This window comes from Stieleria maiorica (genome assembly GCF_008035925.1).
Taxonomy (GTDB): Bacteria; Planctomycetota; Planctomycetia; order Pirellulales; family Pirellulaceae; genus Stieleria; species Stieleria maiorica.
The window spans coordinates 917,285-941,679 of sequence record NZ_CP036264.1; the positions used below are offsets into that span (position 1 = coordinate 917,285).

Annotated in this window: 13 protein-coding genes; 1 reads left to right on the plus strand and 12 read right to left on the minus strand. The window is 59.5% G+C overall.

Features of this window, described 5'->3' with window-relative positions; all coding sequences use genetic code 11:
- Positions 1–176: 176 nt before the first annotated feature.
- Complete coding sequence (locus tag Mal15_RS02890) at positions 177–2,030, plus strand: tetratricopeptide repeat protein (RefSeq protein WP_147866378.1); 1,854 nt, start codon at positions 177–179, stop codon at positions 2,028–2,030.
- A gap of 271 nt (positions 2,031–2,301) precedes the next feature.
- Here the strand turns inward: Mal15_RS02890 and Mal15_RS02895 are convergent, their stop codons facing one another.
- The 12 genes from Mal15_RS02895 to Mal15_RS02950 form a co-directional block, all read right to left on the minus strand.
- Positions 2,302–4,392: a DUF1559 family PulG-like putative transporter gene (locus Mal15_RS02895; protein ID WP_167546608.1), complete on the minus strand. Its 2,091-nt coding sequence runs from the start codon at positions 4,390–4,392 to the stop codon at positions 2,302–2,304.
- A 92-nt stretch (positions 4,393–4,484) separates the two neighbouring features.
- Entirely contained in the window at positions 4,485–6,659 is a 2,175-nt protein-coding gene (gene pilM / locus Mal15_RS02900) for a pilus assembly protein PilM (protein WP_147866380.1), read from the minus strand.
- 82 nt (positions 6,660–6,741) lie between these two features.
- Positions 6,742–7,992, minus strand: coding sequence for a hypothetical protein (locus Mal15_RS02905; protein WP_167546609.1), 1,251 nt, complete (start codon positions 7,990–7,992; stop codon positions 6,742–6,744).
- Positions 7,993–8,051: 59 nt separating this feature from the next.
- The gene (locus tag Mal15_RS02910) at positions 8,052–9,353 is read right to left on the minus strand and encodes a DUF1559 family PulG-like putative transporter (protein ID WP_147866382.1); all 1,302 of its coding nucleotides are present in this window, start codon (positions 9,351–9,353) and stop codon (positions 8,052–8,054) included.
- A gap of 1,383 nt (positions 9,354–10,736) precedes the next feature.
- Positions 10,737–11,474, minus strand: coding sequence for a 3-keto-disaccharide hydrolase (locus tag Mal15_RS02915; protein WP_147866383.1), 738 nt, complete (start codon positions 11,472–11,474; stop codon positions 10,737–10,739).
- Between the two features lie 170 nt (positions 11,475–11,644).
- A complete protein-coding gene (locus tag Mal15_RS02920) occupies positions 11,645–12,649 on the minus strand; it encodes an ABC transporter ATP-binding protein (protein WP_147866384.1) in 1,005 nt (334 codons plus the stop codon).
- On the minus strand, positions 12,642–13,634 hold the full coding sequence (locus Mal15_RS02925; protein ID WP_147866385.1) for an ABC transporter ATP-binding protein: 993 nt from the start codon (positions 13,632–13,634) through the stop codon (positions 12,642–12,644). The genes Mal15_RS02920 and Mal15_RS02925 overlap by 8 nt, the downstream gene beginning before the upstream one ends.
- Positions 13,635–13,638: 4 nt before the next feature.
- Positions 13,639–14,865: an ABC transporter permease gene (locus Mal15_RS02930; protein ID WP_233903248.1), complete on the minus strand. Its 1,227-nt coding sequence runs from the start codon at positions 14,863–14,865 to the stop codon at positions 13,639–13,641.
- Entirely contained in the window at positions 14,862–15,791 is a 930-nt protein-coding gene (locus Mal15_RS02935) for an ABC transporter permease (RefSeq protein ID WP_147866387.1), read from the minus strand. Before Mal15_RS02935 ends, Mal15_RS02930 begins: the two co-directional genes overlap by 4 nt.
- A gap of 8 nt (positions 15,792–15,799) precedes the next feature.
- Positions 15,800–17,782, minus strand: a complete 1,983-nt coding sequence (locus Mal15_RS02940) for a peptide ABC transporter substrate-binding protein (RefSeq protein WP_147866388.1) — start codon at positions 17,780–17,782, stop codon at positions 15,800–15,802.
- A gap of 373 nt (positions 17,783–18,155) precedes the next feature.
- Positions 18,156–19,760: a protein adenylyltransferase SelO gene (locus Mal15_RS02945; RefSeq protein WP_147866389.1), complete on the minus strand. Its 1,605-nt coding sequence runs from the start codon at positions 19,758–19,760 to the stop codon at positions 18,156–18,158.
- Positions 19,761–20,318: 558 nt separating this feature from the next.
- Positions 20,319–24,059, minus strand: a complete 3,741-nt coding sequence (locus Mal15_RS02950; protein ID WP_147866390.1) for a translocation/assembly module TamB domain-containing protein — start codon at positions 24,057–24,059, stop codon at positions 20,319–20,321.
- Positions 24,060–24,395 lie beyond the last annotated feature (336 nt).

Genomic DNA, 24,395 nt, shown 5'->3' on the forward strand with positions numbered 1-24,395 from the left:
TTAGGTGGCATTTCTAAATCCCCTCTCATTCTTAAAGAGCGTAAAAAGCTCAAGTCGGTCCTGGCTCCCTTCTCCCCCGGCCTTGCGGGGGAGAAGGGCTGGGGATGAGGGGGCAGCATCGTGGTCCAGTCAAACGACGCGGCCCGCCGTTGATACAGTAGCCCCGCACCCCAACCTTGAATCGCTACACCATCCCCGCCTGCCTGATTGCGTTGTCGCTGGTCATCTACCTGCAGGCAACCGGTTTTCAGTTCGTCGCGTTTGATGATGCGGAATATGTCAGCCGCAACCTTAACGTCCAAAACGGGATCAACGCCTCCGATGTGACCTGGGCATTGACCACGACACGAATGGGCAATTGGCACCCGCTTCTGTGGTGGTCCTTCCAACTGGATTCCCAGCTGTACGGCAACGGCCCGTTCGGGTTTCACCTGACCAATGTGATCCTGCACTCGCTGTCGGTGGTGGTCTTGTTTATCGCGCTCAAAACATTGGGGCTGCGAGACGTAATGGCGGCGGCGGTTGTCGTGCTGTTCTGCGTCCACCCGCTGAACGTCGAATCGGTGGCCTGGGTCGCCGAACGCAAGGGTACGCTCAGCACCCTGTTTTGGATGCTCGGGATGCTGGCCTATGGTCACTACGCACGGCGATCGAGTCCGCTGCGGATGGTCGCCGTGTTTCTGTGCATGACGGCGGGGCTGATGTCCAAACCTTCGTTGCTGACGTTCCCCTTCGCAATGATGCTGCTGGACGTCTGGCCGCTCTACCGGATCCGATTCCGCGGGGGCGGCGAGAACGAACCATCCGATCCGATGCTGTCGGCCGAGAACGCCGGAGACGCCCCCAAACCAATCTCCTTGACGCGGAGCGTGCTCGAGAAGTCCCCGCTGTTTCTGTTGAGTCTGGTGTTCTTCTTCATCGCCTTGTCCGCCCAGGAAAGCACGGGCGCGGTTGCGACGTTGGACGCGGTGCCGCTAAGGGATCGGCTCTTACAGATTCCCTGTGCGTACGTGATCTACCTGTGGCGTTTGGTGATGCCGATCGGACTGACGGTCGGCGTGTTGCCGCCCCGCGATGGAATTCCGGTCGGGATCGCGCTACTGGCCGCTGCCGTCCTGACCGGGATTTCGATCTACGCCTGGCGACAGAAGGTCCGTGTCCCGGTTTTGTTTGTCGGCTGGTTTTGGTTCATCGGAACGATGTTCCCCACCTCCGGAATCGTTCCCATCGGCATTCAATGGATGGCAGATCGTTACACGTACGTCCCGAATGTCGGGTTGTTTTTGTTGGCCGCGGCGGCGTGCCTTCAGCTTGTCAGCCGGTTTTCGATCTCGTTCCCAAAATCATTGGCCGCCGGCATGCTGATCACAGCAGGTCTCGTCACGCTGTCGGTTTTCCAAGCACGTCACTGGCGTGATTCCGAGACGTTGCTGAATCAAGTAATAAGCGTCGACCCGGACAACAGCTGGGCGCATGCGAATCTGGCGGGGACGTTGATCGATGAGGGGAAATACCAGGAAGCGCTTCTTCATGCCGAAGCGGCCGTCGGTGCTGGGACCAACTCGACCCAGGTGCGTAATCCTGTTGCCGTCTACAATGTTGCGTTGTGCAAGGCAAAACTGGGGAGGACCCGTGAAGCGATCGACGGTTTTGCCAGGGTGATCGAAATCGACCCGTCGTTTGCTGCGGCGTTTCTGAACCTCGGAAACTTGCTCCGACGGTCCGACGCCTCGCGAGCAGAAGCATGTTACCGCGAAGCGATCCGGTTGAAGAGCGATTACGCGGAAGCACACAACAATTTAGGCGGCGTGATCTCGTCTCGCTCCCCGCGGGAGGCGAGAGAGCATTTTGAAACTTCGCTGCGGATCTGGCCGGACAACCCCGATGCGCACACGAATCTCGGCAATCTGTACGCCCGAGAAGGCAACTATCAAAAAGCGATCGAGTGCTACAAGGCGTCGCTGAGATTGCAAGGCGACCACGTGGTCGCCCTGCAAAACCTAAAAGTGCTCACAAACCTGAAAGACTAGCTGGACAGTGCCACTTTGCTCAAGAAACACCGTGAATCGCCGGTCGAACGTAGCTACCTTCGCCAGAAGGTGGATCCCCGGGGTTTCCCACGCTCTGGCGAGCGTAGCTACGCCAAAGTGGCGCTGTCCAGTTAGGCTTTGTCCCTAAACCCGGCAAGGGGCGTATGTGGTAGCGGAATTCGCCAAGAATTTCGGCTTTTCCCGTGTGGACTGCTGCGAGCCGAAAGCCTTGGCGGCTTCCGCTACGGGTTTAGGTACAAAGCCCGGACGTTCAGTCGTCATCGTCGTCTCTTCTTAACGAGCGATTTCCGTCGACGGCAAGTGACGTCAGGCTCTGATTGAGGTCGACACCCAATTCCTCGGCCAGCTGAAGACACAATGCGATGGGACTGTGACCGATGGTTGCTTCGGCTTCCTGCAATCGGTTTTCGACATGGATGCGGTCGAGCGAATCCGGCAATCGCTCGAGCGCTTGCGTGTACCAGGCGACCGCGCGGTCTTGCGCACCTTGTCGATACGCACCAGAGCCGCGACGGCTTAGCTCCCACCAGGCATCGCCCAGTGTCACTTGCTCGTGCGCCGACCCCGCACCCTGGCGGTCCAGCAGCACGACTTCGACGAGGTCGTTGCCTTCTCCCTGGGCGATCAAATCCATCCCTTTCTCCCAGTCGCCCTTGATGAAACAGAGATAGTTACCGAAGGCCGCCCCGGCACGGCGGTTCTCGGGATTCTTTCGGTACTGTTGCAGGTAGTCGACCGACTTGTCGTACTCCCGTTTGGCGATCCCCAGTTGCGTTCTCAACCGCGTGAACAGCCGAGGGATGACATCATCGCGACTGTTCGATGTGTAGCGATTGGCGATCCGAGCCACCGCGCTGGCCTCCATGTATTCGTCTTCGTGAATGCCCGCAAAAATGACGGGGATGGCGCGTTGCAACAAGGTGGTGCTTTTGAGGCCACTTTCGTCACGGCTGGCGGTCGATTGTCCGAAATCGCGAATCCAATTGAGATTCTCTCGATAGGAATCGACGTCGAATCGTGCGACGCGTTGATCGATCGCTTCGATCAAGATTTTGTCATCGCCGATTTCGCAGGCCGTCCGCAACGCGGCCTCCTGAAGCACATAGGCCCCAGCGGCATCGGCATCCATCTCTATACCGGTGGCCAGGAATTCCGCCGCCAGTTTCGATTTGTCGCCTTTGCTTTTCGCTTCTGCGATTCGGTCGCGAAAGAGCATGCGGAGTTTTTCCTGAGCGGTCGCGATTTCGATTGCAACGGGAACGGGCTCGCGTTGATACTCCGCCTCCTGGATCTCGGGGCGTGCCAATTGCGGAGCCTGCGTGGGGGTTCCGGCGACCTCACTTGTCTCGGGCAGATCCATCGATTCGTCCAGATCTGTTTCGGGATCCCCCTCGACCTCTTCGATGGCGATCGCACGATGAATATCGACCGCCCGCAACGCCTCTTCTCCACTGTGGGTGAGGGCTTTTCGGATCTGCATCGGCTCCAGGCCCGATGCCAGCAGGACGGGCAAACCGTTGGCCCACATGGCGAACGTGCCATCCTCACGCAGTTTCCCCAGGTATTTTTCGTAGGCGTTCACATCGGGCGGGTTAAAGTCCTTTGGTTCGGTCCAATTGACCGCCTGGCTGTCATTGACCTCAATCAAAATTAAGGTGTTGTCGAAACCGTCGTCGATGCGGGTCGGATCGCTCTGTGAACCGACTTCGAACAGATGCCCTCCGCCAGATGGAACCAGATAATTCGTCTTGGTATCAAATCGTTCCACTGACGCGTATTCATCCGGAATGAACTCGAGCAGTTCTTTGTTGGGCGAGACGTTCCAGCCACGGCTGAAGTCGAACTTTTCGTAAAGTTTCTGGTATCCCAAAAACGGCAGAATCTCAACTCTCCACGAAAGCGTAGGAAGCCCGCCGGCGCTGAGGCTAAAGGCTCGCGGTAAATAGCCGCGGTGTTGATAGCGGTATGCATCGAGCGCTTCATAGATCTTCGTCATGTTCGCGACCGACCGACGTCGCCGTTCGGCAACACTCAATTCCGCATCGGGTTTCCTCTCGGAGATCGGCTGGATGCCCAACTCTTCGGCGAGGGAGGCCGGAGGAGGTGTGTGATCGACTTCTGGACCTTTGGGTGCTGATTCAACAGTTGCAGTCGCCGCTTGCGGTTGTGGCTTTGCCACTGCAACGTTGGGTTGTTCCTCTGGCTGTGGTTTCGCCGGACGCGCCGCGACTGCTTTCGCCGGCGCCTCGACTGTTTCGGCGTCATCGTTGCTACGACTTCGCTTGGCGTGCTTCATGAACAGGTCTTCTTGACTCTCGCCGCATCCCTGAATACAGCCCATCAGTCCCAGTAGTAGGCTCCAGAAGAGGACTTTGATCGGGTAATCAAGACGACCATCTGTACGACACACAACAATTTCTCGCTTGGGTTTGTTCATTTCTCACACAAGATTCGTTTGACCCACCCGTGAGTGAGTGTTCCCCCGCCACAACACCACGTCTGTTGGACGTCGAATTCGGCATGCTGGTCTGCCACGTCGGCGATCACTTTGCGGAGCCGCCCGTGCATCTCCTCCATGCGCTGCTCCACCGTTTCGAATTGGACCTGCGGATGCTCCATCGCGGCCGGGTTGCGTTTCAGTTTTTCGCCTTCGCTGTGCGTCAACTTGGTACCGCGACAGACCAACCGGGTGAACTCGTTGCCGCCGGATTCGAAGGACCAAAACCAACACGAGGCGGAGCTGATCATCAGCACAATGGTCATTTCTGCACCACAATCCACCAACGCGACGGTGGGCAGTTTCGATTCCACATCTTCGTCGTCTTCCTGATCGGGATTCAGCAGGGGGTCAAATTCCACCGACGCAAAATTGAGCAGCGCGATCGGTGTGGCTTGAAGACCACTGACGGTTAACCCGGCTTCCGTCAGGTTTTCAAGATAGCGATCGACAAATTGCTGCTTCGCTGCCGAAACAAACGCGGGGCGACCTGTCGACGTCAGCTCTTCGCTCGGCAGCGGTGCGACCCAATTGACGCGGACGACTTCGTCCAGTGGCAACGGGATCCGCGATTCGACCTCTTTCTCGAACAGCGTCTTGGCTTGTTTGTCAGCGACCGGAGGCAATCGTACAAAACGCGAAACCAACTCGCGGGCGGGAAAACTGACCCAAACGGGTGTCGATTCGACGTCGTGTCGCTCTAGGAATCCTTCGACCGCTTCACGGATCGCATCGTTCAAGTTGGCATCGGTCGTCGTGCGAGTCAGCGGCGTATTGAAGGCAAACTTGTAGCATTCGACCAACCGTGGACGCTCGTTCTCCACCGTTTCCAGACAAACCGCCTTCAGCCCGGATGTCCCCAGATCGAGCCCCCAACAACGATTCGACTTCTTGCGTCCCAATCGTTGAAGCAAGCCTTTCTTCGGCGAAAAGTCCTCGGTGATTCTCCCATGGCCGAGACCTTGGAGGGCCAATCCGATTGCGACGTTGAATTGTCCCGGCGCAGATTGCAACGGACCGTTGTCGACGATGTCTACACCTTCAGGGAACGCGAGCATCCCGACCGGCCCGCCGACCCAGCTGACCGATTTTGCTTCCAGCGGCGCGAACAATTCGCGTGAAGACGATTTGGGACCTTTGATTCGCGAGCTGATCCGGCTGAGCGTTTTGATCGCCCTGGGATCACCGCCGGATTTTTCGGCCCACTGTTTGGCGAGTCGTCCGAGTGTCGCGGTGGCAAAGGGTTCGGCCGAGAACTGGTTCGCAAACCAACCGATTTGATCCACGACGTCGCTGAGCTGATCGAAGGCTTCGCCGCGCGCATTGGACGGCACACATTGCAGCAACTCGGATGCCGCACGATACTTGTGGGTCTCGCGCAAACCCGTGGCTTTGGAAATTAATTTCTTTCCCACCTTGAGTGCCAGCTTAGCCACCGATTCATCGTCGGGTTGCAGCTCCATCAACCGCTCAAGAATCACCCCCGACGACGCCCAGTCGCGCTTTTGAAAGGCTTCCTGAAGCGACGCCTGAGCCCGCTCGAGTTGTTCAAGGCGGGCCTTGGAGCGTTCCAGATTGCCCGATGCCTCCGGCGTCAAAAGCTTGGGTGGCAATGATCCGAGCAAGTCGACCACCCGCGCCGAATCACCGGCTTGGTAGGCCTGCTGCGCCGCGGCGATCCGATCGGAAGCCGATTCGCATTCCTGTTCCGCCACGAGATCGATTTTCTGTTGTGCGGTTTTGGCTTTGGCAACCACATCCTTGAGCCGGTAGTCCGTTTGCCGCGTCACCAAGGCCAGCAAACCTTGCGAGCGTTCGAAATCACGTTCTTTCGCCGCGTCGATGGCGTCGGCGATTTTGGATTCCAAGTCGCTCTTTCGCTTGCCAAGCGCGGCAACGAGGTCGCAGCCACATTTGCCACAAAACGATTGGGACAGCAAGACAGGCTTGGTGCATTCGGCACACGGTTCGTATAGCGAATGGCCACAATCGGCACAAAATTGGCCACCGGAGGCATTGGGATTGCCACACGCGCCACAAACGATCACATCCGACTTTTGCGGATGGGTGGGGATGGTTCCCGCTTGGTCGACAAAGGATGAACCTGACATTTCGAAACGATCTTCAATAAATACGAGACGTGATCACGTTGCTCAGACAAATACCGAGCCGGAACTCGGACCAATGACTGAATCACTTTTTCTTTTCAACATCGACGACTTGGACATAGATCGGTAGCCAATTGGAGTAGGCCTCGGCGTCGGGGTCTCCGATGGAGACGTATCCACGATGGGAATCCATGTTGAATTGCAACTTCGGACAATCCGCCGGCACACACAGTCGAAGACGGTACGTGCCTTCGGTACTTTGCGGTTGCATTTCGACTTCCAGGTCCTTCGGCTCGTAGTCCAGCACTTCGATGCGCCGCGAACTGTCACCGCGAGAACGAACCACCACAAAGATCTCTTTTTTTGTTCCTCGGTTGATCGTTCCGAAATCGACGCCGCTGCGACGGTCCACTTCCGGGCCGTAAAACGCGATCGGCGGACGCACACGTCCGTCGAAGGCGACTTCCACGTGTTTCTTGATTCCGTCCATGCCCACGGTCAACTTCAGCGAATCGGTGTACTTGCCATAGTCCTTGGGCTGGATCGTCGCCGCGACACGAATGGCCGCCGTCGCCGATTTCCCTTGCAATTCGGCAGCGGGCGGATCCGGCGGAAGTTCAACCCACTGGATCTGGTAGTGATCACTCGAGACATCATGCAGTTGGATTTGCTCGCTGCGTTGGCTGTAGATCCAGAACTCCGCGGTCGCCGCTTCGGTGATGTCGTGTCGGCCGAAACTGATTTTTTCCGGGACCACCAACTCGGAAGTGATTTTCCCACCGACGCCCAGGACGATCGACTGTTTCAGCGGATCGTTGGTCACGATCGTTGCGGTCGATGTCGGCAGCGTCCCTTCGGCCTCCGCACCGGCGGTCAGCGAAACCACACAAAACGTTTCTTCTCCGGGGGCCAGTGCCTCCCGGGCCAGGGTCGCCGAAATCCGCTCGTCACTCACGTCACGCACTTGCAGCGTCAATTCCACAGCGCCGAGATTGCGGATGGGGAACTGAAACTCTCGCGACTCGCCGGGATTCATCCAGCCGAAGTCATGGCTGGACACGACGGTGCTGGCCTGGGGCCTTGGCTTGTCGGCGTATTCTTGCCGAAGTTTGCGATTTTCTTCCTGCGCGGCCAAGAGCTTGTCGTACGTATCACGTTTGCTATCTGGAACGCCCCAGGGCTTGTAGGTGACCATCTGGCTGAGTGCCGCCGCCATCGAAGCGAATCCGACGACCAGGGCCGCAAAAATCAGCAACCGCTTTGTAAACTGGTTCATACCGTGCAGATAAAAGAATCGGTGATTGAATCGAAATAGCCCCCATGGCGAAATCGCCATGGAGGCCCTCTGATTGATGGAGGTGGATCGCCAAGTAAAGGCTTGGCAGAACCAATCGATCAGTTCTCTTCGAAGGTGCCCTTGAAGATGGCGTCATCCAGGAACAATCCGCTGTAGCACTCGCTCGGAGTCAGTTCGACGTCCGAGTTGGTGTAGCCGATGTTCGAGTAGTCGCTTTGGGTGTCGTCGACGGGGAACCCGGGGTTCAGGTATCCGTCGCCATTGTTGTCGTAGAACGACCGGACCGAACCGTCGCCCATCAGGACGTTGCAAGCACCGGCGTGGATCGCGAACCAGTCGCGGGTGTCTTGCAGGTAAGTCGCGTTGTCGGTCGGGTCGGCGGGCGTCGAAGGCTCGGAGCTGAAATCGCCTCGCACTCCAGCCGAAACCGGTGCGGTGCAACCAACCGTCGTCGCTTGGCCACGTTCGCAATTGATTTGATCGGTCAACTGAACCGATGCGTCGAGCAGGATGATGCGGTTGTTGCTGGAGTTATAGTATGCGGGGCCGTCGTTGAAGGCCTCGGCAAGCAACATCCCTCTGGGAAGTTCGACCTTGGCATTCGGCACGTCGGCACCGAGAACCGCTTCGTCGATGTCGCCAGGACCTGCGTCACCCAACAGCGGGATGTTCTGGGTCGCAACACGACTGCGGTCCAGGGTTGCCGCCAGCAGCGGGCCGGTGGTGCCTAGTCGCTCTTTGAACGCTCCGCCCGGGCTGGCAATGATGTCCACCGGGGGGCTCAGCCCGTCTTCGTTCGTGACCGGTGCACCGCGAACCAAGAAGTAACCCGATGCGTAGTTGGTCATGTAGCCCTTGTCAACGTACAGTGCACCGACCAATTCCGGGCGCGTTTGGTACTCAACGTTTTGCGGCTGGACGGTCACGGGGAACGTGCCTGCTGCTCCGCCGACTTGCATCAGGTATCGACCCGAACCTTCACGCATCCGCGCCTCAGTGTTGCCAGCTGATGGTGCAATCGTCGCGGCATTTCCGGACGTCGAAATGCCCAGCAGGTCATTCAACTTTTCCAATGCTTTGGCAGGGTTGCTGGGGCACAGCATGTCGCCCGGCAAAGCCGAGCCGCTGTTGACCATGTCGGCGACCCAGCCGTAGGTGTCCATGTCACCGTCACGCTCGAAGTCCGAGGCACCGGTGCACATGCGGCCCAGCGGGTCACGTTCGGCGAACGTGTACATTCCGATTCCGAACTGACGCAGGTTGCTCGTGCACTGCGTACGACGGGCAGCTTCGCGAGCCTTGGTCAGAGCCGGCAACGCCAACGCGGCCAGCAGGGAGATGATGGCGATGACCACCAACAGTTCGATCAGGGTGAAACCTGATTTTCGCATACGCGACATTTCGAATTCCTTGTTTGGATTTCTATGGACAGGGAAACACCCCCCGCCCAAAATGGGGAAACAACCGGAGTAGTCGGCTGGCGGTCTGACGGCATGCGACGCGGGATCTTTAGCGGTGATCGCGTCTGGCCGTGACCTGCTGGCCGGCTTCTCTTTTTTTCTTAAAACTCCAAATACACGGCGTGAACGCCACGCCCATGTGCGGTTCGGGAGCCCCGGTGACGCCACCGGAAAAACGCTCCATTTCAGAGCTTCCGCTCCGCGGCCAAACCGATCGTGGATCGCACCAAAATCAGTTGGCCGTGGACAAGAAGCAGTGAACCAGATCCCGGCGAAGCCTTGATGGGTTGAAGATGAGAAGTCGATGAATCTCGCTCCGTGTCTTCAGCCGCCCAAGTCGCTTTCCGCGAACCCGGTCGCTTTGACACGCGTATTCAAACGAGCCATCGGTCAGCCGCAATCGCAAACCGCTGCATTTGCTTCAACCTTCATCGTTCCTTCGCATTCACACCGCAACGGCTTCATACGGCGCGCCATGACAGGGTCCGGGCAACGAATCCTGCGCCAAAACGCAACGCGGCGCTAACGCAATCTTCACAAAGAGAAGGGGCAACCGGCTGGCGTCACGCGCGTTGCCTCGTTCCCAGGCTCCGCCTGGGGACGGGGATTCTCCGAGGCTCCGCCTCGAGTCGAATGTAGTGTGTGTGGCAGGAGCCACACCGGCAGTGCGTTCCAAGGCGGAGCCTTGGAACGAGGGGGCGACTGTTGTCACGCGCGTTGCCTCGTTCCCAGGCTCCGCCTGGGGACGGGAGTTCTCCGAGGCTCCGCCTCGAGTCGAATGCAGTGTGCGTGTGGCAGGAGCCACACCGGCAGTGCGTTCCAAGGCGGAGCCTTGGAACGAGGGAGAGACGGCTAATGTCACGCGTGCTCCCTCGTTCCCAGGCTCCGCCTGGGGACGGGTATTCTCCGAGGCTCCGCCTCGAGTCGAACGCCGTGTGCGTGTGGCAGGAGCCACACCGGCAGTGCGTTCTAAGGCGGAGCCTTGGAACGAGGGAGAGGCGGCTGGTGTCACGCATGTTGCCTCGTTCCCAGGCTCCGCCTGGGGACGGGAGTTCTCCGAGGCTCCGCCTCGAGTCGAATGCAGTGTGCGTGTGGCAGGAGCCACACCGGCAGTGCGTTCCAAGGCGGAGCCTTGGAACGAGGGGGCGACTGTTGTCACGCGTGTTGCCTCGTTCCCAGGCTCCGCCTGGGGACGGGAGTTCTCCGAGGCTCCGCCTCGGGGCGGACGCAGTGTGTGTGGCAGGAGCCACACCGGCAACGCGTTCCAAGGCGGAGCCTTGGAACGAGGGAGATGGGAAGGTCGAAAGCCGTTGGCGGCTTCCCCTACAGGGTCTTCAGACGGATGTTCTTGAATTCCGCCCACATCGGTGCACCGGCGTGCAGTTGCAATCCGATCATGCCTTTGGCGAACGATTTCTCCGGGTGGTTGTCGGTGAAGTCCAACACCAAGCGACCATTGAGGTAGTGGCGGATGTGGTTGCCCTTGGCGATGATCACGACATCATTCCAATCGTCAACCTTCATCAACTCCTTGAACTCCTCTTTCGTGATCAGCGGCTCGCCTTGGACCTGCTTTCCGTCTTCGTTCCAAACCGCTTTCTCGCCGACCAGGCAGATCCGCCCGCGCGATCCCTTTTCGTCGTAAATGAATCCCGGCACGTTGGGCAGGTCTTCTTCGTTGCGGATCTCGTGCTGATAACCACGCAGCACCCACTGGTTAGACGCTCCGCGCCCAGAGGTCACGCGTTGGGATCGATACTGGATCCCCGAGTTGTTCGTCGCGGTGCAACGGAAGGACAATCGGAGCTCAAAATCCGCGACTTCATCTTTCCAGATCAGGAACGTGTTGCCCTTGGTGGAAACCTCCTTGGTCGTCTCACCATGAATCACGCCCTCTCGCACGCTCCACAACCTCGGGTCGCCGTCCCAACCCTCCAAGTTTTCTCCGTCAAACAGCACGCTCATGCCGTCCGGCTCCGGCGGCGCACTCTCCGCGGGTGACTCGGCAACGCAAGCAGAAACGACCAAACAAAAGGTGCCAAACAGGAAAGAGCGAAGCATGATGGGTCTCGCGTAGGAAAGGGAGTTTTTTTCGAGCCCGGTAGTATGACCGGGAGAGGCGAGACGTGCCAGCGTTTCAGGTTTCAGGTTGGCCCGACATTTTTTTTCTACTTTCCCTTCTCTCCATTTTTCTGCCCTCCATTTTTCTGTCCCTCCCCGCTTCCCACCACCTACCCGCGTTCCCAGCACGCCACCGTGTGCACTTCGGTCGCTGATTCAACCTGTTCATGCGGCGGCCGCTCGAATCGACATTTGTCGACGACCAGGGGGCAGCGATCGGCGAACGAACACCCCACGTGCTCGCGATCTGGCGTCGGGACCTCGCCTTCCAAGCGAATCCGCTGGCGCGATGCGGCCTTGGACGGATCAGGAATCGGCACCGCCGATAACAGCGCCTCGGTGTACGGGTGCGTCGGATTGGCGTACACCGATTCCGCTTCGCCCAGTTCGACCAACCGCCCCAGGTACATCACACCGACGCGCGTGGCGATGTGCCGAACCACACTCAAATCATGCGCGATGAACAGATACGACAGCCCCAACCGCTGCTGCAGATCCATCAGCAAATTGATGATTTGAGCCTGGATGGAAACGTCCAAGGCACTGACCGGTTCATCGCACAGAATCAATTTCGGCTCCACAGCCAACGCCCTGGCGATCCCGATCCGCTGGCGTTGGCCGCCGCTGAATTCGTGCGGGTAGCGATTCAGGAATCTCGGGTTCAGCCCCACCAGATCCATCAACCGCAACACTTCCAATTTCCGATCTTTTCCCGACGCCAATCCGTGCACGGCCAACGGTTCGCCGATGATGCTGCCGACGGTCATCCGTGGATTCAGCGATGCGAACGGGTCTTGGAAAACCATCTGCACGACGCGGCGGTACCGCATCATCTCTCGGTCGCCCAGCCGCGTGATATCGACGCCTTCCAACCGAACCGATCCGCTGGTCGGATGCACCAAATTAATGATCGCCCGAGCGGTGGTCGATTTGCCACATCCTGATTCACCGACCAGCGCCAACGTTTCGCCCTTGGCGATGTCAAACGACAGACCATCAACGGCGCGAATCACGCCCCGTTGTGGGCTGAGGAACGAACCGCGGCTGAACGGGAAATGAACGCGAAGGTCGCGAACCGACAGAAGCGGCGTGGGTGATTGAATGACTTCAGACATCGATCGCCTCCTGTTGCGCAACCAGACACGCGGCCTCGCGGCGACCGTCCAGATTGACGAGCGCGGGATCCTGCGTCTTGCACGCGTCGATCGCGACGGGGCAACGCGGCCGGAACGAACAGCCGTCGGGCAAATGGCCTAGATCGGGCGGTTGGCCGGGGATCGCTTGCAACGTCTCGGCCGTTTGATCGAACCGGGGCAGCGAGCGCAACAAGCCCTGCGTGTAGGGATGCTTCGGATCGGCAAACAACGCATCGGCGTCCGCTTTTTCGACGACGCGTCCGGCATACATCACCAGCACCCGGTGACAGATCTCTGCGACGACGCCCAAGTCATGGGTGATCATGATAATGCTGGTGCCGCGACGCTGTTGCAAGTCACGCAGCAGGTCCAAGATCTGGGCCTGGATCGTCACGTCCAACGCCGTCGTCGGTTCGTCGGCGATCAACAGGTCGGGTTCGCACGACAACGCCATCGCGATCATCACGCGTTGCCGCATCCCGCCGCTGAACTGATGCGGGTAATCGCGCAGCCGCTTCTCCGCGCCGCTGATCCCGACCAGGTCCAACATCTCGGCCGCCTGGCGATTGGCCTCTTTGCGGCTCAGTCCCAAATGCAGCCGCGTCATTTCGGTCAGTTGTTGTCCGACCGTCATTAGCGGGTTGAGTGCCGTCATCGGATCTTGAAAAATCATCGCGATCCGCCGGCCCCGGATCGATTGCATTTGCTGGTCGGTCAGCGTCAGCAAGTCCTTTCCCTGATAAAGGACCGTGCCGCCGTCGATGCGGCCCGGCGGTTTAGGGACCAATCCCATCAAGGCCAAATTGGTCACACTCTTTCCGCTGCCGCTCTCGCCGACCAGCCCCACCGTTTCGCCCGGATAGACATCGAACGAGACGCCGCGCACGGCGCGGACCTGGGCGTCGTCGGTCTTGAAACTGACCTGCAAGTTGTCGACTTTCAATAGCGGCTGGGATTCACTCATGGCGTCAATCTCGGTTCTTCATCCTCGGGTCGAGCGCATCACGGATGCCGTCGCCAAGAAAATTCAATGCAAACAAGGTCGCCGCCAAAGCACCGCCGGGAAACACGACGACCCACCAAAACACCTTGACGATCGACAATGCTTCGACGCCGTCGTTCAGCAACAATCCCCACGAAACGTCCGGCGGCGAAACGCCCAGACCCAAAAACGACAAGAACGCTTCGAACAACATCACGCTGGGGATCGTCAACGTCAGATAGACGATCACGACGCCCAACACGTTTGGCACCAGATGTCGAAACACGATCCGCCACGACGACGCACCGACCGTCCGTGCCGCTTCGACGAACTGTTCATGACGCAGCGACATCACTTGACCGCGAACGACACGCGACATCGTCAACCAATAAATCGCACCGATCACGATGTAAAAGATCGTGATCTGGTCGATGCCCACCGAATCCAGTTTCTTCTTGACCGAGTCTTCGCCCAGAAACGTGACCAGAAAGATCACGACAAAGATGAACGGGATGGAGTACAGCATGTCGACCAGCCGCATCATCGCCGCGTCGACATTTCCGCCAAAGTAACCCGCGATCGCGCCATAGCTGACGCCGATGATCAAACTGACCAGCGTCGCGACGATTCCCACGATCAACGAAACGCGAGCGCCCCAGAAGACGCGGGCCAGCAGGTCGCGTCCCAGTTTGTCGGTGCCGAACAAGCTGGGGATCGCGTAGTCGCCGAAAATCGCCACCCGCATCTCGCACATCCACCAAGCCACCGGACCGAGGTTGTTCCACATTTGATTGAAGGGGTGTTCGACCTCGATGCGGTCAGCGATCGTGACCTCGATTTGGCGTTGCTGATCGGGACCGTCCGAAGCGAACTGTGCCCGCAACGATTCGATCGATTCGTTGAATTCGGCCAGTTCGCCGGTCAGCGTTCCACCGGCAAACTTCAACCCCGGGCGGCTGCCCATCACGACCGAACTGAAATTCGGCGGCAGAAAACGTCGGTTGTCCAAATCCTTGTCGATCGGACTTTGCAGCGGCAACAGCGGCGTCAGGAATGCCAGCACCGAAAGCGTCAGCAGGCACCAAAGCGAGATCATCGCGGTGCGATTGCGACGCAGACGTTTCCAGGCGTCTTGCCACAACGACACGCCGTGGACCTCCCGCGCTTCGGCCAGGATCCGTTCCAGAGTTTCGCGATCCGCTTCGGACTTCACTGTAATTTGACCCTCGGATCGATGATGGCATAGGCAAGGTCCACCAGGGTGTTCATCACAAACAGGATGACGGTGTAGGTCAAAACCATGCCCATCGCGAGCGTGTAATCACGCTGCGTCGCGGCGTTGATGAAGTGGCTGCCCATGCCGGGCAAGGCAAAGATTTTTTCCAGCACCAACGAACCGGTCAGAACGCGAGCGACGGCAGGGCCCAGATACGACACCACCGGCAGCAAGGCGCCCGGCAAGACGTGTCGCAGGATGACTGTCCGGTGCGGCAATCCCTTGGCGATCGCCGTGCGGACGTGATCCTTCGTCAGCATCTCTAACATCCCGGTGCGACTGAGCCGGGCGATGTACGCCGCCACTGGCAGCCCCAGGCAGAACGCCGGCAGGGCGATTTGCTGGAGCGTTCCCCAGCCGCCGGCCGGAAAGATCTGGATCATGAAAACGAACAGCAAGATCGCCAAACTGGCCAACACGAAATTCGGAATCGCGATACCCAAGACCGCGGCGAACATCAAGATGACGTCCGCCTTGGTACGGCGATAGACCGCCGAGATGACGCCGGCGGTGACGCCCAAAAGAATCGCAAACACCAGCGCAAAGATCGCCAATGTCGCCGACACCGGAAACCCTTCGGCCAAGACCTGGTTGACGCTGTAATCTTCCAGCCCCATGCACCATCCCAAGTCGAACCGGGTGACGATGCCCACCAAGTAATCCCAGTACTGCTGTAGCGGCGGTGCGTCCAGGTTGTAGCGTGCTTTGAGTTGTCGTTCGATCGCCGGCGGTAAACTCCGCTCGCCGCTGAACGGGTTGCCCGGCACGCTGCGCATCAAGATGAACGAAACCGTGTAAACGGCCCACAGCGTCAGGATCATCCATGCCGCTCGCTTGAGCAGGTAGCCAATCAGATTGCGCATGTCGAATGTCAGTCCTGGGAGTGCGCCGGCGCCGCGTCGTCAGATCGGTAACGCAAGACCGACAGCGGGTGCAGGTCCTGGGCGGACGGTGCAAACCCCACGATATTCGTCTTGGCCATCTCGGCGGACGTGTAAAAGAAGATCGGAATGATCGGTAACTCCGTCGACAGGATCGATTCGGCTTGCCGCAACAATTCCATCCGCCGCTGCGGATTCAATTCGCTGCTGGCCGCCTTGATCAATCGATCGTATTCCGGATTGCTCCAATTGGTGTTGCTCTGCGGATTGCCGGTCACCCACAGATCCAAAAACGTGTTGGGGTCGGGATAGTCGCCGACCCAACCGTAGCGAGCGATCTCGTACTTTTCCTGCTGGACCGTCTCGACGAAACTGCCCCATTCCATGTTCTTCAGTTCCAGCTTGATGTTCAGGTTATTTTGAAGCTGTTGCTGGATCACTTCGGCGATCGGTCGATGCCGTTCGCTGGTGTTGTACATCAACGACATCTTGGGAAAACCGCGTCCGCCCGGGAAACCCGCTTCGGCGAGCAAGGCCTGGGCCTGCTCGACACTTCCCTTCAGACCCTCGGGGCCTTTGTAGCCGGCAATGCCCGGTGGCACGACGGTAAACGCCGGTTGCTCACCCGCCTTGGTCACCTGTTCAACGATTTGACGTCGATCAATCGCCATGCTGATCGCCTGGCGCACTCGGATGTCATCCAGCGGCGGGACGTCGTTATTGAGCTTGTAGAAATAGATCGACAATTTGGGCGCGCTGTGAAAATCCTCTCGGTCCTTCAATTCCTCCAGCACGGCAGCGGGCAAATCATAGACCCACTGCAGTTGTCCCGTCTCGTACATGTTCATCGCCGTGTTCTGGCTTTCCAGCGACACGAAGTCGATCGTTTCAAAGGAGACTTCATCGGCACGCCAGTAGTCCATGAACTTTTCCGCCCGGATGCGATCACGCAAGCGGCGGAATTTCAATTTGTACGGACCGTTGGTGACGATGTTCTCTGCCTTCGTCCACAAGGGAGTGCCATGTGTTTCGACGCAGTTTTGGTTGACCGGAAACAGCGGATACCAGGCGACCAGATTCAGAAAGTAGGGGACGGAGTTGTTCAGGTGAACGACGAACGTTCGGTCGTCGATCGCTTGGGCGCCCCCGTGGTGTTTGAAATCCACCAGCACGCCGTGCATCCGCTGGACTGTCTCGTCGCTCGCAGCCACCTCCGCTGACATCGCAAACCGCTCGAGCGTCGCCTGCCCATCGCCCTCCGCATTCGGATCGGCAACGTCGATCTCATAGATCCAGCGTTCCTCCCAATCGAGCTGCGCCTGCTCGCGTTGATCGTCCGTCGCGTTCTCGGCCAGTTTCGGGGAGTCGGGCTTGATGATCCCCCGCAGCGTTCCGTACTTCATCGTCCCGCGGGGAAAGTGCTGGACGTTGGCTTCGCTGGTCAGTGTCTCGCCGGGGCGGTCCCACAGTTCGACTTCCACTTTGTCGCCGATGTTGACGACCGAACCGTTGTATTCGGTCGCCAAACGGACTTCGCTGATCAAGTAAGCGTATTCGCAGGCCGTCGCCGGGTGCAGCATCCGCAGCCAGGACCAGGCGAAATCATGGGCGGTGATCGGTGTCCCATCGGTCCAACGGATGCCTTCACGCAGATGAAACGTGAAGGTCTTGCCGTCCTCGGAGATCTCATACCGCTCCGCCATCGCCGGTTGAGGCGTCAACGGCTGCATGCCCGTCTCCGGGTCCGGCTCCCCCTCGGGAAGCATCCTCAACAAACCCTCGAACAGCTCGAAAATGACACGGCCTTCTGGTTGGCCGGTGGCCCGGTGTGGATCCAGCGTGCTCGGGTCGGTGCCGTTTTGAAACGCAAAGTCGGCCGGGGGGATATGGTCCATTCGCGCGGCCCAGATCACTGCGGCGACAGCGAGCAGGCCCGCAACGATCACGAATCCACGGCGAACTTCCGGGGGCACGAGCGTGTCTCTTCTGGGTTAAGGACAAACGAACGAAGCTGGCCGTGGCAGTTTAGCGGGTTTGGCCGGTTTAGTGCGAGAGCGAGTGGAGAGCAATCGGCGCAATGGCTCCGATGAACGACTACGCCAATCCGTAGCGGAAGCCGCCAAGGCTTTCGACCAGCGTTCAGGTGAGATCCGCCGTCTGGCGTCCCCTACGGGCATTCCATCATTCTGCCCCGTATGATTCTGCCATTCCTCTCCTGTCCCCTTCGACGCGACAAGTAGAGAGGTAGGAAAATTTTGGAGGTAGGAAGATTCGCTGCATCGAATCGATGGTGCATTTCATCATCTTCTTACCTCCGAAATCTTCCTACCTGATTTCCGCAAGCGGCTACGAGCTACACGACAACATCGAACACCCCGCGCGATGCCGAGCCCACTCGGGACGTTTCTCGGCATAGGCTTCGCGCCCGGGCTGCTCGTCATAGGGGTGACGAAGCACCTCCAGCAGCTCTGCGATCCCCGCATGGTCGCCCTGCTCACTGCGATCGATCGCCAATTGCGCCAAGTAGTTTCGCAGCACATACAGCGGATTGACGCGGTTCATTCGCTGGCGACGTTTTTCATCCGACACGCCGGTATCCGCGAGCCGACTTTGGTAGCCCGCAAACCAGTCGGCCGTCGCCATGCGGACTTCGTCGTCGATCTGTTCAGGCCGGTAGTAAGCTTCGCCCAACCGCTCGCACACCGAATCGGGATCGCTCCCACTCGGCACATCGGCCAGCCGTCGATAGAACAGCGTCATATCGGTCTCGGCCATCTGCAACACATCCAACAGCTCTGCGAACAATCGCTGATCCGACTCACCGCGAAACTTGTCCAAACCCAGTTTCGCCGCCATCATCGAATTCCAGCCGTCGTCAAAGGTTTCGACGTACAGATGCAATCCCTTTTGCAGTACGTCGACGTCTTGATCGACCAGCGGCAACAGCGATCCGGCGAATTGGGCCAGATTCCACTGGGCCACCTGGGGTTGGTGCCCATAGCGGTAACGTCGCCCTTGGGCGTCGGTTGTGTTCGGTGTCCAACCCGGATCGTAATCTTCCAACCAACCATAGGGGCCGTAGTCGATCGTCAGCCCCAAGATCGACAGGTTGTCGGTGTTCATCACGCCGTGCACAAAACCGACCCGCATCCAGTGCACCATCAACTCCGCCGTCCGCTGACAGACCTCGGCAAAGAACTCCGCATAGACATCCGGCGAAGGTTCGCCCAAGTGGGGAAAGTCGTGGCGGATCGTAAAGTCGGCCAGGCGCCGCAGCGTGTCGACATCGTCCCGGCTGGCGAAGATTTGGAAGTTCCCCAGCCGGACGAACGACGGCGCGACACGGCACACGATCGCGCCGGGTTCCTGCTTCGGGTTGCCGTCGTAGAACATGTCGCGGGTCACCGCGTCGCCGGTCAGGACCAGACTGAGCGCCCGAGTCGTCGGCACGCCCAGGTGGTGCATCGCTTCGCTGCACAGAAACTCGCGGACGCTGCTGCGCAACACCGCCAGCCCGTCGGCGAAACGCGAGTAGGGCGTCGGACCGGCCCCTTTCAGCTGCAACGTCTGATGACGCCCATGAACATCGATGACTTCGCCCAGGTTGATCGCGCGGCCATCGCCAAGCTGGCCCGCCCAGTTTCCGAACTGGTGCCCGCCATAGCACATCGCAAACGGGTCCATCGCCGGATGGACGGCGTTGCCCCCCATCACGTCGGCGAACTGCTGGGACTGCAGTAACTCCTCCGTCACCCCCAACTGCTCGGCGACTTCACGCGAGTGGGCGATCAGCTGCGGCGCCGCGACCGGTTTGGGCAGCACCCGAGAGTAGCACGCCCCGCGCACTTGCCGAATCTGATTGGTTTGATCCGGATCAGCCGGCAAGTGCCGCGTGAAGCGGTTGTCAAAGGTCAGTGATTCCCAGGCATCAATCCATTGTTGTTGTGACATGCCTGTAGTTTAGGGACGAGGACAGGTTGTGGCAGGTGGTGGGTGGAGAAGGACAGAAAAATGGCCGTAGCGGAACTCGCCAAGACTTTCGCCCACTCAAGGGCCAACGTAGCTACCTTCGCCAGAAGGTGGTCCCCAGCAAACCCATGCTCCCATCGCATCGCGACAAATACCAGCCGGCCATCCGTGGGTACGCTCTGCCATCCGTGGGTTTTCTTTACCACCTACGGTCCGCCACTCCCTTCGCGCGACGCCCGACCCCATCGGCGTCAAGTTAAGAGGCGACACCCTCCCTGCCAGGGTGGCCTGATGAAAAGTACGTGGCGTTGAAAACTGGTGAACCGGCAACGATTGAAAATTGCAAAATGAACAATGCAAATTGCGAAATGATTTGAGCGACGATTCCCGGCAAATTTGAAATTTGCAATGAACAGTTTGCAATTTGCAATCAAGGGATCCAGCAGAATCGTTGAAAGTCCCCGAACCTACGCAACGTTCCAAGTTGCATTGATTTTCGCCAGCCCACTGCCAGGGAAGGTTTTGCCTCCACGTGCCACCTCAAAACCCAAGGATTTTTTCCAGCCCTGAATTAAGTTGCTCCATCCCCGAACCGAGTTGTTTTTGGATCAGCCCGTCGAGCCGGTTTTGAATCACTTCGGCGCCGGCCTTGCTGCCCAGTTCGGTCATCACGGCGCGGACCGCGGTGTCGTCCAGCTTGGGGCGATCGAGCGTTCCGGTGATGGGGAACGTCAAGGTCTGACCGGCCAAGCCTTTCAGATCGCTGCCCAGCCAACGGGCATCCAGCGGAACTTGGGCGACCAGATTGATGCTGCTGTCGGTGGCCACGCGTCCGCTGGTCATCAAATTCGCGCGATCGATTTTGAAATACATCCGCTGGTGGGTGGCGACTCCGTTTTCAAAACTGAACTCGACACTTTGGGGCGGCATCTCGATCAACGTCTTCGCGCTCGCCGGTTCGGCTTGCCCACCGGTCAGTCGTGCCAGTGACTTGATCTGCTCCACGCCTTGGATCAACTGATTCGCCAGCGGCCCCGATGCCAGTCGCATCGTTTGAATGTCCATCCGGCCGCGAACCACACTTGCGTAGGGATCGTCGACATTCAACACCGCGTCGTCGAACTCGGCGGCGATCGCCCCGTCGATGCTGGTCGCGTTGGCCGCCAACGGGGCCAAATACTTCAACCATCCCGCGGCGGTCGACGGCGTGATCCGCAGCGACTTGATTTTGGCCCCCGGCGCCAGTCGGACGGTCATCGGGCTGGCCGTGTAATCGACGTGAGCGGCCAATTCGACTTGGCCCGCTTCGGTGGTCGCGGCGGAACTGGTCGTGCCGAGCGAAAGGATCGGGAACGTGGTGCGGTTGATCTGGAGCGATTGATCGGTCATCTGGAACGGCAGCTTTGTTGCCCCGATACGGATGTCAGCCACTTCGCATTGGTCCCAACCGAGTTCTCCCTTGATCCGCAGGGACGCGTCTTGGGCAGCCGACGTCGACCACAGCAATTCGATCGGCGCTTCGTGGATGCCACTGGCCTGGATCGACGTTCCCAACAAATTGGCCAGCCGCGCGGCCACGACGTCCATCTTCCAACGCGAGGGGCCGGACAGCCGCACCGAAGACGCCTCTCCTTTCGTCGTCACTTCGCCGGTCAACGTGCCCGCAAAGCCGTCGCTGGCGATTTGCAGTTCCGGCAGCCCGAGGATCCCGGTTTCGGTGTTGTATTGCATCCGACCGTCGACTTTCAGCCGAGGTTCCTGCCACAACAGATCTCCCGTCGGGGTCTGTTGCGTGTTTCCGAAACCTTGGCCGAACGTCGGTCGCGGGTTCGGGCCGTAAGCCCCCGCTGGCGTCCCCGGCGGGTAGTTGCGCTGGTCCGACGGCGAGTGAATGGAGACGTTGGTCGCAGAGGCCGATGCGTCGATGTTCCACTGGACCGGACCGCCGGTCAGATTCAGTTTTCCGCTGGACAATCCGCTGACGATGTAGGCGTTGTCCTGGACCGGCCGGTAACTGATCGGCCGGGCGACGTTGGTCGATGCCGCGCGTGCGATCGTCGCCCCAATGCTTTCTTGCAACCGTTTCAAGTCCGCGTTCCATGCGATGTCCAAGTTCGTTTTCTCGCGACTCGCTTCACCGCGCACCGCCAACGACAACGCTTCGCCGCGCACCGTCAGTTCCTGTGAGGCAAAATTGCCGCTCGGCCAGTCGAGCACTCCGTTGAAATTGACCGTCACACTCTGCTGCACGTACCAGTGGCTGTCATAATTGACGCGTGGCTGGCTGACGACGAATTCGGCTTTGGAAAGCGAGCCGCCCGAACGGCTGACCTTGGCGATTACCGATCCCGTCAATCGGCCCTCGGCGCTGCGAAGAGGGTCGGGCAGCCAGGGCCGCAGCGATTCGCTTAGATTCTCCAGCCGTCCATCGGTCTCCAATCGAACCGGGTAAATCGAATCGGCGTCAGGCCGCGACACCGGCGAGAGCAATGCGGCGCGTAAAGAAACACCGCCGCTGCGGATCCCGACGTCGGCGCTGCTCAACTGCTCCAACGTTCGGCCGTTCCATTGCCCTTTGGCCGCCACGTCGCCCTGCACGATCGTGCGTTTGAAACGGTGTCCGCTGGGCAGGGTGACCAACAAGTTGTTCGCTTCGCCGTTGCCGATCAGATCCCACTGGTCGGATCGTCCATCGGGAGTGCGATTGACGGTCCAACGCACCTGGGCGTCGGCGGTCCCGCCGAGTGAAAGGTCTGACAGATCGATGACCGGCCGAAGCATCGTGTACAGCCGACCGAAATCGATTCGCAATTCCGCCGTTCCGTCTTGCAGTGTCCCCGATCCCGATGCGTTGGCGAACGAGCTCTTGACGTCGAATCGCTCCGCACGAAGCGCCCCCTTGTCGTCGGTGACCGTGGCCGACAATTCGATCGGATCGATCACCACGATCCGTCCGTCGGCGCGGGCGCGCAACGAGTTGCTCGACAATGTCAGATTGCTGCGCCGCGTCGCTGCGCTGCCGGATCCAGATGACGCGGCACTGTTGTCGATGATGCCACTTGCCCGACCGGACACCAACGTGACGTTGCTGCGCAGCGGGATCAGCCCCGGCAGCGCTTGATCCAGTGACGCCAAATCGACGTCGACGCGCGCTTTACCGTCCAGGGCTTGCAGCCAGCTGAGCGGATTGTCGTCCGAGCCGACCAGGGAGATCGTGGTCGGAAACGAACCGTCGAGTGTCGCCGAGGCGAAGTCGGTGGTCAGCTCCAGCCCCTGGCCGAGCAACCAACCGCCCGAGAGTGCGACGTCGCCGTCGAGTGTCGCCAGTTCGTTGTTCCATTGTTTTTGCACGGTCCCTGCTTGCCCGGATGCATCGCCGGTCGACGCGAAGAGTGTTTTCAGGTTGCGAATCCGCACGTCACCCAAACTGGCTTTGACGGCCCCGTCGGGGGCACCGACCAGTTTCAAGCGGCCGGTCGTGTCGCCGGAGAATTGCTGTGGCAGTCCGTCGACCGCGCCGGCGAATCGTCGCGCGACGAGATTGGCGACCGACAGCGGAAACGACTCGGTATCGAACGAAAGATTCCACAGGTCCTCCGAGCCGTCTTGCCAGACGAACTGGCTTTGGATCGCGCCGCCGCTGCCGCCCGGTTCATTGACCACCCCGGCGACCTCTGCGGTGATCCGGTTGCCATCAAGACTGACGTTCACATTCGATTGGTTCAGCGACCAGGCGTCGCCGGTGATCGAATCGGTCGCAGTGGCACCGAAGTCTTGGATTTGGATCGACGCACGGACCAGTGTCTGCGGTTGATCGCTCGGCTCCAGCAGAGTCGCCAAGTCCGACTCGATCGACGACCGACCATCGGCGACGCTGCAAGCCAGCGCGACGCCGCGCAGTGACACTTCGCCGATCGACGCCGGATTCAGGTTCAGCAATTGCATCACCGTCAACGCGGTGTCGGCGCGATCGATCTGCACGATCGTTTCGCCCGATTGGCCGGTCAGCTTCAATCCTCGGATGGACAGCGGCGTGATCCAGCCGACATCGATCGACTCGGCCGATGCGGTCCAGCCATACGTCCCGGCGTTTGATGCCAGGATGGAGCGCGCGATCCCGGTGTGGCTGACCAGGCTGGGGGCGGCGAGCGCGAGCAGGGCGAGAAATCCGAGTGCTAGCAAGAGCATTCGATAATAGCGTCGGGAGCGATTGGCACGTCGCCGCCGAGTGGCGTCGAGCTGCGATCGCTCGAGATCATCCAGCAAATAGTCGTCTCTCACCACGGTCACATCCTTGTGCCTGCCGCACAGATAATCCATTTCCCGAAAAAGCGCTTTGGGCGAGGGTACGAAGAAACGCGGCTCCAGCGCAAGGTCAATCCGGCGGAGCGTCGGCGGTGTCGGAGCGGACGCGGCAATGGGGGGCAAAAAATGGGGTGGTCAAAAAATCACTCCCCCCACCGCGCTCATCTTTTGACCCTCTTTCCCTCCAATTCATGGCCTCATCCGCCACCAAGGCCCGTCGCGTCTGAACCGCTTCAACGCGAACCCGAAGCCCCAACCTTGACCGCGACACCGCCAGCCCCTGCCATCGGGTGGCGGGAGGTGTTCCGCGGT

Coding starts and splice junctions, on each gene's coding strand:
- Mal15_RS02895 (WP_167546608.1), bottom strand. CDS start 4,392: ATGGGCTGTATTCAGGGATGCGGCGAGAGTCAAGAAGACCTGTTCATG.
- pilM (WP_147866380.1), bottom strand. CDS start 6,659: ATGTCAGGTTCATCCTTTGTCGACCAAGCGGGAACCATCCCCACCCAT.
- Mal15_RS02905 (WP_167546609.1), bottom strand. CDS start 7,992: ATGGCGATTTCGCCATGGGGGCTATTTCGATTCAATCACCGATTCTTT.
- Mal15_RS02910 (WP_147866382.1), bottom strand. CDS start 9,353: ATGTCGCGTATGCGAAAATCAGGTTTCACCCTGATCGAACTGTTGGTG.
- Mal15_RS02915 (WP_147866383.1), bottom strand. CDS start 11,474: ATGCTTCGCTCTTTCCTGTTTGGCACCTTTTGTTTGGTCGTTTCTGCT.
- Mal15_RS02920 (WP_147866384.1), bottom strand. CDS start 12,649: ATGTCTGAAGTCATTCAATCACCCACGCCGCTTCTGTCGGTTCGCGAC.
- Mal15_RS02925 (WP_147866385.1), bottom strand. CDS start 13,634: ATGAGTGAATCCCAGCCGCTATTGAAAGTCGACAACTTGCAGGTCAGT.
- Mal15_RS02935 (WP_147866387.1), bottom strand. CDS start 15,791: ATGCGCAATCTGATTGGCTACCTGCTCAAGCGAGCGGCATGGATGATC.
- Mal15_RS02945 (WP_147866389.1), bottom strand. CDS start 19,760: ATGTCACAACAACAATGGATTGATGCCTGGGAATCACTGACCTTTGAC.